This is a genomic window from Pseudoalteromonas phenolica, assembly GCF_005876835.1.
GTDB lineage: Bacteria > Pseudomonadota > Gammaproteobacteria > Enterobacterales > Alteromonadaceae > Pseudoalteromonas > Pseudoalteromonas phenolica_B.
Map to the genome: position 1 here is coordinate 47,673 of NZ_PPSW01000035.1, position 12,787 is coordinate 60,459.

Here is a 12,787-nt window from a genome sequence, read left to right on the forward strand (position 1 = left end):
CCGAATTTTAAAATCGGCCTATGGTTTTAGCGGTTTACGCATTTTTAATTTTGATAAAGAGAGCCTAAAACCAATATAACAGCATGAAAATAATGCTAACTTTTTTACTTGTCCGATTATCAAATAAAATGCGACATGCTTTCTTACAAACGCACAATTGAGAGAGAACGAACGATTAGATAAACTCTTCAGTGTTACTTTGGAGCGCCCCTGATGACCTTATCAAACATTTATTCCATTCAGCTTATAGTGGCATTAACCTGCTTACTCGCCCAATTGTGGGTGAAAAACAAACATACAACGCATATTTTATTTGCGGTATTTTGTGGCTCAGTTGCCATGGGAGTGATGCAAAAGCTATCTGCTGATAGCTTTGGCGCTTATCAATATTTGGTCGGGTTAGGCGCTTGTGCAACTTGCAACTGTTATTGGTTGTTTGTGCGCAGTTATTTTAGAGGGAATAATGCCATCGGTGTGCAGCATATCGCACTTGCCATTGGCATTGCTGTGTTAATCATGATGAGCAAAGGCTATTTGTTTGTCACTGAGCTGTGGCAGATAGAATCAAACGGCTTAAGTTTTGCTAAGTATACGCTCACAGAAATTACTATTTTGCTGTCTTCTGCGATCATCGTTTTATCTATATGGGAAGCATTAAGGGGGTTTAATCAAGCCTCTAAGACTCAACAAAAGCAACGAGTGCTTTATTTGTGTGCCATTATTTCAGCGGTGCTTATTAGTAAAGTCGCCAAAGGCTTCTTCATAGACACGCCGCATATAAAAGAATCCATCATCGCCAGTATCACTATTTTTATGCTGCTTGTTACACAAATACTGATGTTTTGGCGCTTTAAATCTAACTCTGCCCGTAATCCAGCAAACTCATTAAACACAACGCAAGTGAGTGCTTTCAAACCCAAGTTAAATGAAACACAAATACAAGCTAGCTCTTTGGCAATACAAACTGAAGAGCCTCAAGGCATTAAACTGAAAGACACCATTCAACGATTATTGATAGGTCAAAAGCTGTATCTACAAGCAAACCTGAAAGTAGGTGATTTAGCCAAGCAACTCGATTTACCTGAATATAAGGTCAGCCGCGTAATAAAAGAGGGTTTCGGTGCTCGAAACTTTAACCATTACATAAACCAACTCAGAGTCGAGCACGCCAAACAACTTCTCTCTGAGTCGGATAAATCGCATTGGCCCGTGTTAGTAATTGGTCTTGAAAGCGGCTTTGCATCGGTCGGGCCATTTACTCGTGCTTTTAAACAATTTACAGGGTCAACGCCTAACCAATACAGGCAGCAATTTAGCCCTAATAAAGCTCAGGTCGCTTAGCGACCTGAAGCAAACTTTTGGTTAACCCAAAGTGCGAGAAGGATAATACCTCCCCCTATCGCAAGCCTGATTAAATCAGCATCTCGGTTCCAAATAACCAAATTAACCAGTATACCCGCAGGAATAAGTACGTTATTCATCACCGCAAGTGCACCTACATCCACCAAGGTGGTACCTTTATTCCATGCAAAATAACCAAAGCCAGAGGCCACCAAGCCTAGATAAATTAATATGCCCCACTGGGTGCTGGTCGTTGGTAGCTTTTCTGTATTGCCAAACAATAAAAAGAACAACAAAGACACGATTAATGCACCGACAAAAAACCAGCCAAACACGGTTTTATGATCGAGTTCACTGTCTTGCATTAAACGTTTATACGTCACTTGCCCTGTAGCGAAACAAAGGTTAGCGCCTTGCACTAACAACAGACCAAATAAGAACTCACCATCAAGATTTTCGTAACGAATGGCGACCGCACCTTTTACGGCTATCACCGCAACCAGTAGATATTTACCGTTAAACTGCCTATCTAACACATCATTGAGTAAGGTGATATAAACCGGCGTCATCACAGTAAACAGCAGCACCTCGGGCACACTCAAAAACAAAAACGAGTGATAGTAAAACCCGTACATTAAACCGAGCTGCACACCACCGATGGCCATTAATTTAAGAATGAGCTCTTTGGGAATACGTGAGCGGATTAAAAAAGGAATAAACACGCAAGTTGCGAGTGCCACTCGGCTAAAAGCGCTAAACCAAGCATCGACTTGTCCTGCCAAATACACGCCAATTAAACTTAAAGAAAACGCCCATAAACAGGTTACAAAGGCTAAATAAAACATCATAAAACCAGATTATTATTTTCGCTTAGTAAACCATGAATACCCAAAAACAAAAAGCCACACTCATCTCGACTGTGGCTTTGAAATTTAGCGATAAGAGAAATTACATAAACCCGAGTGTATGCTGATTGAAATTAGCCAAGTTCGGGAAGATATCGACCAGCTCTGAGTCTGGCACACCAAACCACCTAGCTAAGGTTGCGAAATACTGCTCATTGGCAACTTCGGGAATAAGCCGGCCACCGCGCGTATCTCTCGGTCCATTAAGGTGTTGAGTCAGTAACTTGCCGTACAAATCACCGCCGTTCACCGCGCCCCCCATGACAATATGGTTTCCAGCCCAACCGTGATCAGTACCATTACCATTTGACGTTAAGGTTCGACCAAATTCACTCATGGTAAACGTAGTGACATTATTTTGCTGATTCAAATAAGTCATGGCTTGGTTAAACTCAGACAGTGACTGAGATAATTGACCGAGTAATGAGGCATGACTACGGTTTTGATTACCATGGGTGTCAAAGCCCCCCATAGATACATAAAACACTTGGCGCTTACAGCCCAGTTGAGATTGAATCGAAATAGTGCGTGCGATAGTGCGCAGTCTTCTCGACAACACACTGCCTGAAAATACCCCATCAATGGGATCGGACTCTTGTAACGCCAGATTCATCGCTGATGTTTTGTCTATCGAGGCCTTCACCCTAGCGCCATAAGCTTGACCAAGCGGGTTTTTCTGTCCGGTTAAAACTCGATTAAATAAATCGCTCACATGCTCATTGCGTTCCTGACGACCACTTAAGGCATTAATTTGACTTATACCATTAGTACTCAAACTAAAAGGCATGCTATTTACGCTAGTTTGCCAATGGTTCATACCCGAAAGCGAAATATTGCCACCAAATTGCTCAGCTTGCTCAAGGCGTTCTAATAATCGTGCGCCCCAGCCTGTATTAATTGAACTTTGCTCTTTACCATACATCCAAGTCGCTTGCTGTTTGTTGTGTGAGAATAAATGCAAAGGTAACGGCACAGATTTATTTATCACATCCTGCTGCGTTGTAGGCGCGATAAGGCTCCCTACGCCAGTTACAAAAGCTAATTGCTTTTCAGCAAATAAGTTTTGTAGTGAAGCCAGTGAGTTATGCAAACCCACTCCGCCTTCTTGAGATGTATAAGGTGACAATGCCAGAGGGTTCGTTACAGCTAAGCCCTGACGACTCGCTTCGTATAAACTACGCGCTTCACCTTCTAGTGGTACCAACATATTCAGCGAGTCATTACCTCCAGATAAAAACACACAAACCAGTGCTTTATAATCATCATCACCAATACTTGTTGAACCCTGAAATGCTTGCAACTGAAGCTGTGTTAAGGCGGCCATTGATACACCGCCTTTTAAACACATGCCTAAAAACTTTCTTCTATCCATGATATTGCTCCTATTGTTGCAAGCTGTATTCAGCTGAGACAGTGATTAAAAAGATTATATAAGAAAGCCTTAGGTGACTTTCACTCGAAGAGAAATAGGCATCCATATCGTAAATCGCTTGGCGCATTTCTTCAGACATGGAGCCTGCAAAAAACAAGGTATCGTATTTATCTATCACCGCATTCAAACCATAGTTTGCCAATAACGCCATGTCTTCTGACATGTATAAGTAGATGCGGTTTTCATACAAGCTATCATAACGCTCTGCGACACGGCTGCTAAATTCATCAAAATGGCTATTCAAGGTATTGATGACATACGCGTCATTGGCGATTTGTAACTCAGGTGCGAGCAACTCTGAACCCGAGAGCTCTTGCGGTTGGTGATCCGGTTGATAAAAGTTAAATACCGACGTTGATTGCAGAGGCCCTTGACCAAACATCAAGGGTAAATTGCCTGTAAAATAAAAATTGTTAAGTGCTTTCGCATCAAATACACGCCACAAATGTACTTGTTTTAATAGAGGCTCTTTTACTTTGCCAAAGTACTCAAGTGGCGCGCCAAATTGCCTAGCTTCGGCATCTAAATAAATGGCTTTTACGACTGCTGCAAAGTCACCTTTTACGCCTTCACCATTGTCGTTAAACACTTTGGCGACACGCTCAACATAACCAGGACTTGGATTTGATGTGATTAATTTTAAGATCAGCTGCTTACTGATATAAGGCGCGACATTCGGGTGTTCGAAAATGGTATCAAGGGCGATTTTTAACGATTCCTCTGGCCCTGTATTCTCAGGGATCACTACGCCATTGAGCAAATGCTTTGCTGCAGTTGAATGATATTCCTCAAATGGGCTCATGGGGATTGAGTGGTTGTTACTTGGCCGGTTCCAAAACTCACTGGCACCATAAGTCCAGCCCGTAAATACTTTTGCAAACCCTTCAATATGCTCTTGAGTATAAGCCGGAATAGGCAACCCATTTTCATCTTTTTTGGCTGTGCCATTAAGTTCTAACTCGTTCAAACCCAAACTAAATAGCTGTAGTAGCTCGCGGGCATAGTTTTCGTCAGGGCGAATATTGCGCTCTTCATCGGCCTTCTCATTATTGAGATGATCTAGATAAATGCCCATCATGGGCGATAAGGTAATGGTTTCGAGTAAGTCTCTAAAGTTGCCAAATGCATGAGTTTGCAACATATCGTAGTAACTCACCATCCCCTTAGGTTGATTGGCTAACGCATTGTTATAGTCAGACACCACAAAGATTTGACTCATAGCATATGCTACACGCTGTCTAAGTTGATCAGGCGCATTGATTGTCCCCTTCCACCAAGCATCAATGCGATTAATTTGAATTGGATAATCACGGTTCGGATAGTTTTCCAAATAATCAACATGGTAAGTTATTGGCAACTGCATTTGTGCTTCGATCCACTGCTGTGCACTCATGCCCTCTGCGGCTAAAATTTCTTCATATCTTGGCCCAACTCCAGCCTGATGAAGTAAACGAGCAGCTTGCTTTCTATCCATAACTGCTTTAGCTGTAAATTCAAACTCTTGGCTTGCTTGCGCACCATGCTCATCGGTTACAGTTAATAAAAAACGATACGTTTCGTCAAAGCCATTTATCGGTTGAGGAATTTCGAAAGAGATCTCGGCTTGGGCTGATAATGTCACAGCCTGCCCAGCTAATTGTTGCCATTTATAGCTAAGCGTATCGCCGTCTGCATCACTGGCATTGGCTTTTATTTCGACTTGCTGACCATGGTTAACTTCTGTCGGAGAGGTTAACTTTATGACGGGCGTTTTATTCTCTGACGCTGAATTGTCGTCGTCATCACTGCCACTATTATCATTGCCGCCATTATTTCCATTGTTATCTGACCCATCCGTGCCACCATTAGCCGGTGTTGTTGTAGGGCTCTCTGATACGGGTGTATCCTTACTCGTGTTTGCTTCATTGCCACCGCCGCATGCAACTAAGAAACAGCTCGTAAGTATAGCAATTGCTATGCGCTTACTCATCTTTATGCCTTAGTACTGATTAAAAACAGTGAAACTTTAGCATTATAAATTTAGTTTTACGCAATTATTTTGTATGAGTTTTGTTCAAGTTTCTGGTCATACCTGAACAAGTAAGTAAGTGCTTTTTATCCACCCTTTAAAAATAGGGACATTAACCTGAACGAGTGATTAATTAGGCCAGACAAATAAATTTAATTTGAATGTAGTATTTGGTTACTACCCTATGTGACCCAGCTTTATTTATTATTCAACACGCTAACTTAACAAGTAACTCTTAACATTGATGCAAGTTTTTTCTCACTGCCAATGAGTTTATTTATCGTTTGATATTAGGGTGAAATAAATTCTGTAACCGGTCGGTCTTAATCAGTCGCTAACCGCTCTAATCACTGCTTGACCTGAACTTTAGTAACACCTTTTTAAATACGTACTGAGCGTTTTGTTATTTCAAATAAACCTTGTGGCTTCGATGGGTAGAGTTCACACAATAGATAGGTATTTTAAAAGTGGCAAAAATGATCCACAGTATGATCCGAGTTTTGGATGTAAAAAAATCAACGCAATTTTACCAAGATATACTCAACTTAGAGATAAAGCGCACCTTAAACTTTGACGGCTTTGACCTGCATTATTTGGGGAATAATGAAAGTGATTTTGAGCTAGAGCTTACCGTAAATCATGATAAAACCAAGCCATACATTCTAGGTGATGGCTATGGTCATTTGGCATTTAGCGCGCAAAATATAGAAGCGCTGCATGAGAAAGCGGTAAAGCTGGGTTATCAACCTCGCCCAGTTAAGTCTTTTTATAATGATGATGAACTCGTCGCTAAATTCTTTTTTATTGCCGATCCTGATGGCTATGAAATTGAAGTGATAGAACGTTCGGAGGCTTATCACTAGCAATCTCTCAATAAGTAAATTTATTTAAACCTTTTTTGCGCCTATGTCTGGAACATTACGTGGTTATTACTCAAGTTCTTGGGTTACATTAAAAGCTCAAGTTTAAAAAAGAGGTATGCCATGTTATTAAAACAACTTCGTGCTCAAAAAGGCTGGTCCCAAGAGACTTTGGCCGAAGAAAGTAAGATAAGTGTTCGTACTATACAACGTATCGAAAACGGCAAACGCGCAAACCTCGAGACACTCAAGGACATTGCGAAAGCACTAGATGTTGAAGTAAATACGCTAACTCGAGAAAATAAGTTAAGCGTTACTTTAAATAAAGAGCAAAAGTCATTTATTTCTAACTTAATCTATTTTGCTGTAGTTATGCTGTCTTTAATGGTTATAAGTGTCACCTCAACAGAAAGTGAAAATTGGGTTTGGTGGATATTCCTTGGTGGTAGTTTATATCTTTTATTTGAAGGACTAGAAGTTTTTGGTGTCTTTAAAGCATTAGAAGATGAAGAAGAAAACACTTAAGCTTGATTAGCTATTCTTTTTGAGCATAAAAAACCACCTAGCGAGACAACTTACTAGGTGGTTCTGGGCAGTTATTTCAAGCGTGAATATGCTTCAAATTAAAAGTCACACTTAAGTAATTTCATTGGTTTATCCGCGGCCATAACGCATCCTCTGGCTTCATCTGATGCAGCCTTACATTGCTTCAACATATCGGATTTACTCGGTGCATTTTCTTTTAAGACCGATTTAGCATGGGCGACAACTTTATCGCATTCACTCTCTGGCACAGAGTCAGCCTGAGAGCATGCAACCAAACTACTCAAAATTAGAATTAATAAAACGCTGTTTAATTTCACTTTATTTCACTTTCTGAAGGTTATCGTAGAAAGTAATTATAGACACAATTTTATAAAACAACCTGAAACTTGCCACCTTGATAAGGTAGAGATTCTAGCCTAATTTAACTATATATTAACAATAAGGACCTACTTCATGAATAGTTTTATTGAAAAGCTAGATATAAACCAATACTTACCAACCGCTTTAGATTGGGCAACAAATTTGTTACTTGCGCTTGGCATCTTATTAGTCGGTATATGGATAGCTGGCAAAGCCTATAAAGCAGTCACCGCTATTGCTAATAAATATGATCAACTGGATGACACTTTATTTAAGTTTTTTGGCAGTGTGGTTCGTTACACAATACTTGCTTTTGTTGCTATCGCTGTCTTGAATCGATTTGGCGTGCAGACCGCTTCTATTATTGCATTACTGGGAGCGGCAGGCTTAGCCGTAGGTCTTGCTTTACAAGGGACGCTCTCTAATTTAGCTGCAGGGGTAATGCTGCTTATATTTAGGCCTTACAAAGTCGGAGACTTTATTGATACAACTGGGCAGTTTGGTAAAGTAACTGAAATAGATATGTTCACCACAATCATGCAAACTTTCGATAACCAGCAAATTGTTATTCCGAATAGCCATATTTGGGGTAACAAGATTATCAACCACTCGCATTATACAATTAGAGGTGTTGATATGCGGTTTGGTATCGCTTATAGCGAAAACATAGATAAAGCTAAAGCAGTCATTCTAAAAGTACTTTCTGATCACCAATTTGTTTTACAAGACCCAGCACCTTTTGTTGAAGTCGAATCACTCAACAACAGCTCTGTTGATTTCTTAGTGAGGCCTTTCTGTCAAGGAGAGCACTATTTTGATCTTCTATATTCTGTCCCTGAACAGATCAAAAAAGCACTTGATGAAGCTGAAATAGAAATACCTTTCCCACATAGAAAAGTGATTCTCGTTAATGAGAGCAGCTAATTTCTCTTGCTAGCTCAACCTCTTTGGGGGAAGAGCTAAGTCAAACCCTTTCACTTAAATTGTTACCAGATTTGTATTTCGCTAGAAAACAACATCACCACCCTTTATGCTCATTTAACCGTCATTTTTTCCAGGGTTGGTTATGTCTAAACTATCTTTCGGACTGCTGATAAGCAGCTTTATCGTTTTGCTTTTCCATACGAGTATTGCTTACTCGCAAGAAAGAGAGCGACGCGCTCCACCGCGTAAACTCACAACAGAGCAAGCTCGCATTGCAGCTAATAACTATCAAAAATACTGCGCGCTGTGCCATGGTGAAAACCGCGAAGGACATAAGAATGATCATGCCCCATCACTTCGTAGCAAAAGCCTGATGGAATCAGGCGTGGCACATCAGATATTGAGGCCCATGCAATATGGCCGAAAAGGCACGGCGATGGGCGGCTACTTAGATGAAGTAGGCGGCCCTATGACACTTGCTGAAACTTGGGATTTAACTTATTGGCTTTTTGAGCAAGCAGGGTACGACAGACTTAAGTTTTCAACCAATCCAGTACAGGGCGATATAAAACGCGGAGAAGTTGCTTATCAAAAGGAGTGTGCGAGTTGTCATGGAAAACAAGGTGAAGGCATTACAGCACCTGCACTGATGAATCAATCAGCCCTTGCCCATAATACCGATGAGTTTATTCGCTATGCCATTCAAGAGGGTCGACAAGGTACGCCAATGCAAGCCTTCAAAAATAAGCTATCAACATCTGACATTAATAATATCACCGCCTTTTTACGCAGCAAATCAATGGGGCAGGTTGAAGAAAAACCAGTCCTTAGAGCACTGCCTGAACCCAAAGATTATATTGTTAACAAAGCGGGAGAAGACCCTAACTTTGATTTGAAAGATGGCATGTATGTACTTTCAAAAGATCTCAATGAAGCACTCAATACAAAAAAACGCATGGTATTGCTAGACACGCGCGTAACCTCAGTATGGCAAACAGCACATATAGAAGGCGCCATCCCCTTCCCCTACTATGCTGATTTAGATGAAACCGTAGCTGGAATTCCCAAAGACGTGCAAATAGTAGCCTATTGCTCTTGCCCTCGCGCCGCTGCAGATCACACTATCAATCGCCTCCGTGCTAGGGGTTACACTCGCACAGCCGTATTGTGGGAAGGTATTTTCGGCTGGATGCATTTGGGCTACCCTGTAAGACGTGGAAATATCTCAGGGGTGAATGACTAACAAGTCATTGTTTATAAAAGATAAATTTTAATAACAATTTTTAAGCTGGTTTTATAATTGTTTGATATGAGACTTTTAAACACTGAAGTGGGATTGTTACATCACTTTACAAAACGCCATTAGAATTGAGTGATTAACTTATTCCAAAGGCGTAAACTAAATATTCAAAACTGATAAATTTCAAAGGACGACACCTATGAAAAAAGCATTTACGATTAGTGCACTAGCACTAGCACTGGCTGCTTGTTCACAAACATCAAATAACAACACACAAGCGAATGCAACAAACGCGCTTGCGCCACTTGATAAGCTTGCTGTTAGCCCGAATGACCAACGCGGCTACAGAACTTTAAAGTTAGAAAATAACATTGAAGTGATTTTGGTGTCAGACCCAACAACTGAGAAATCTGCAGCGGCATTAAACGTCGGTGTCGGTCTTTTACAAGACCCAATGACGCAACAAGGTATGGCGCACTATCTTGAGCACTTACTTTTCTTAGGCACAGATAAGTACCCTGAAACAAACCAGTACAAAGAATTCTTAACCGAAAATGGCGGTGTTTCTAACGCATCGACTTGGTTAACTTACACAAACTATATGTTCAAAGTGAACAATGACGCTTATGACGAAGCGCTTGATCGCTTCTCTGATTTCTTTAAGTCACCAAAGCTATACCCTGAATACACAGAAAAAGAAATCAACGCCGTTAACGCTGAATGGTCAATGCGCCGCGAGATGGACTTTTTCGGTCAGTTCAAACTATCACGCGATATGATGGGTGAGCACCCAGCTAACCGCTTCTTAATTGGTAACCTAGAAACTTTAGGCGATAAAGAAAACAGCAACCTTCACAAAGAAACCGTTGAGTTTTACAACAAGTACTACTCTGCCAACATCATGAAAGTGGCGCTGATCAGCAATGCCTCGCTAGATGAAATGGAAAAGTTAGCGAAGAAACACTTTTCACCGATTAAAGACAAAGGCATCGAGAAGCCGCAGGTTAAGCAAGAAATTAACTTTGCAGAGTTAGGTGGTAAGAAAATTTACTACAAGCCTAACCAAGACTTAAAGCAGCTAAAACTTGATTTCACCATTAAAAATAACCAAGACCAGTTTAAGTTTAAACCAAATGCATTTGTGTCTTACTTACTTGGCTCTGAAATGCCTGGCACACCAGCGCAGCAACTAAAAGCATTGGGCTGGATCAGTTCATTGAATGCCGGCGGTACACCAAACCATTATGGTAACTACGGTGAAATGTCTATTACCCTAAACCTGACTGATTTAGGTATGCAGAACCGTGACGAAATCGTTGCCATCATCATGCAGTACATCGACCTAGTTAAAGAAAAAGGCGTTGATGAAAAGTACTACAAAGAAATCAAAACTTCGCTTGATAACGAGTTCAGATTCTTACAAAAAGTCGACGAATTCAGTTATGCAGCTCAGTTAGTTAACAGCATGCAAGATTACCCGCTGAATTATAGCATCAACGCGCCATACTATTTTGGTCAATTCAATGCCAAAGCGGTTGATGACGTTTTATCACAGTTAACCCCTGACACACTGCGTATTTGGTATACCAGCAAAAATGAGAAAGTCGATCAGAAACAACATTTCTATGCGGGTGAATACCGCATCGAAGACATTGCTGAGAGCGAAATTGCAACTTGGAAAAAACCAACTCAGGTGGCATTAGCACTACCAAAAGTGAATCGTCTATTACCTGAGAACTTCGACCTAAAAACTGCGGGTATGAAGCAATCGACTGCTGAACTTAAAGTTGAAAAAGACGGCGTGAAAGTGTGGCACTACCCAAGTCAATTATTTGCAGAGCAACCAAAAGGCATCTTAAAAATTGACCTAAATGCCGGCGAAGCAAATACAGATATCGAAACCCAAGTGTCTCTTGCACTTTGGTCAGATCTATACAACCTACAACAAAGCTTATTACAAGCTGAAGCAAGTGTTGCGGGTATCAGCACGCGTGCAACAACGAGTAACGGTATGAGCCTGTTATTGAACGGTTTCACTGATAAGCAAAACTTGCTGCTTTCTGAAATGCTATCGGATCTAATTCCTGAGGTGACAGAGACGAACTTTGCCCAAGCCAAAGACCGTCTTATTCGTGGCATCAATAACGCACAAAAGCAATTTACTGTTCGTCAGTTATTCCCTGCCCTTCAGAATTTAACTGAAGCCAATAACTTTGAAGATGACGCGTTAATCGCTGCGGCACAAAAATTAGATGTAGCGACTTTCAAAGCACGCTTAGAAAAGCTGGTAAAGGCAAACCAACCGCGTGTATTTGCATTTGGTAACTACAACCAAGGTGATTTAGAAAACGTTGCTGAAGTTATCAGCAAAACGCTTGGTAGCAACCACACGCAAACAAGCTTTGCAAAAACCAAAACTATTGCACCATTACCGCAACAGGTTTTGAGCTATCAAAAAGATACAGCAGCTGCCGACAATGGCTTATTAGATATTCATGTTCATCGTAAAGCTGGCTTCAAACAAAAAGCCATTGCGAACGTATTGGCAAAACACTTCAGCCATGAGGCATTTAACCAATTAAGAACTGAAGAACAATTGGCTTACGCCGTAGGCGCGTTCTACTATCCAGTGGATGACTATGCAAGTATTGGTCTATATATCCAATCACCTGTCATGGACCTAGTACAAGCGCAAAAGCGTTTTGATGACTTCAAGGTAGAGTACAAAGCCAAGCTAGACGCACTGACACCTGAGCAATTTTCAGCAATTAAGCAAGGTGTACTAGTAGGCCTGACTCAAGCACCTAAGAATATGTATGAAGAAGTCTCTCCTATCTTCTCTGATTGGTATAAAGAGAACTGGAATTACGATTCTAGACAACAAATGATCACCGAAGTTCAGAACGTGAAACTGGCTGATATCAAGCAGTTCTACAATGAAACGTTAGCGAATCCAAAAGCGTCTCGTATCAACGTACAACTGCGTGGTGCGAACTACCAAGACAAGCCGTTTGCTGAGATTAAAGGTCAAACGAAGATCACTGACATCGCTGAGCTTTCTGGCAAAGTCAGCTACCAACTTTAAAAGTAATTGTAAGCCCGTCAGGGCTTGCTCCTACTCATATGCCCTCAAGGGTTAACCTAATGGTTAACCCTTTTTTATTTCTTGGT

General features: G+C 41.0%; 10 protein-coding genes. 6 read left to right on the forward strand and 4 right to left on the reverse strand.

Annotated features, from left to right (window positions below; genetic code table 11):
• Positions 1–213 precede the first annotated feature (213 nt).
• Entirely contained in the window at positions 214–1,341 is a 1,128-nt protein-coding gene (locus C1E24_RS18980; RefSeq protein ID WP_138484192.1) for a helix-turn-helix domain-containing protein, read from the forward strand.
• Here C1E24_RS18980 and C1E24_RS18985 read toward each other — a convergent pair.
• The 3 genes from C1E24_RS18985 to C1E24_RS18995 form a co-directional block, all read right to left on the reverse strand.
• On the reverse strand, positions 1,338–2,186 hold the full coding sequence (locus C1E24_RS18985) for a DMT family transporter (protein WP_138484258.1): 849 nt from the start codon (positions 2,184–2,186) through the stop codon (positions 1,338–1,340). The two genes, C1E24_RS18980 and C1E24_RS18985, sit on opposite strands and share 4 nt — an antisense overlap.
• 103 nt (positions 2,187–2,289) lie before the next feature.
• On the reverse strand, positions 2,290–3,618 hold the full coding sequence (locus C1E24_RS18990; protein WP_138484194.1) for a DUF1501 domain-containing protein: 1,329 nt from the start codon (positions 3,616–3,618) through the stop codon (positions 2,290–2,292).
• 10 nt (positions 3,619–3,628) lie between these two features.
• Positions 3,629–5,647, reverse strand: coding sequence for a DUF1800 domain-containing protein (locus C1E24_RS18995; RefSeq protein ID WP_138484196.1), 2,019 nt, complete (start codon positions 5,645–5,647; stop codon positions 3,629–3,631).
• Positions 5,648–6,162: 515 nt separating this feature from the next.
• Between C1E24_RS18995 and C1E24_RS19000 the strand changes: the two genes are divergently transcribed.
• Together C1E24_RS19000 and C1E24_RS19005 are read left to right on the forward strand one after the other, a co-directional pair.
• Complete coding sequence (locus tag C1E24_RS19000) at positions 6,163–6,549, forward strand: VOC family protein (RefSeq protein WP_346765680.1); 387 nt, start codon at positions 6,163–6,165, stop codon at positions 6,547–6,549.
• 120 nt (positions 6,550–6,669) lie between these two features.
• Positions 6,670–7,071 carry a helix-turn-helix domain-containing protein gene (locus C1E24_RS19005; RefSeq protein WP_138484199.1) on the forward strand — a complete coding sequence of 134 codons (402 nt, stop codon included), beginning with the start codon at positions 6,670–6,672 and terminating at the stop codon, positions 7,069–7,071.
• Positions 7,072–7,169: 98 nt separating this feature from the next.
• On the opposite strand, the gene C1E24_RS19010 is transcribed toward C1E24_RS19005, so the two are convergent.
• Positions 7,170–7,409, reverse strand: a complete 240-nt coding sequence (locus C1E24_RS19010; RefSeq protein ID WP_138484201.1) for a hypothetical protein — start codon at positions 7,407–7,409, stop codon at positions 7,170–7,172.
• A gap of 136 nt (positions 7,410–7,545) precedes the next feature.
• Here C1E24_RS19010 and C1E24_RS19015 point away from each other — a divergent pair, with 136 nt between their 5' ends.
• From C1E24_RS19015 to C1E24_RS19025, 3 genes are all read left to right on the forward strand, one after another.
• Positions 7,546–8,376: a mechanosensitive ion channel family protein gene (locus tag C1E24_RS19015; RefSeq protein WP_138484203.1), complete on the forward strand. Its 831-nt coding sequence runs from the start codon at positions 7,546–7,548 to the stop codon at positions 8,374–8,376.
• A 142-nt stretch (positions 8,377–8,518) separates the two neighbouring features.
• Positions 8,519–9,619: a c-type cytochrome gene (locus tag C1E24_RS19020; RefSeq protein WP_138484205.1), complete on the forward strand. Its 1,101-nt coding sequence runs from the start codon at positions 8,519–8,521 to the stop codon at positions 9,617–9,619.
• A gap of 196 nt (positions 9,620–9,815) precedes the next feature.
• Positions 9,816–12,701 carry an insulinase family protein gene (locus C1E24_RS19025; RefSeq protein WP_138484207.1) on the forward strand — a complete coding sequence of 962 codons (2,886 nt, stop codon included), beginning with the start codon at positions 9,816–9,818 and terminating at the stop codon, positions 12,699–12,701.
• Positions 12,702–12,787: the final 86 nt, after the last annotated feature.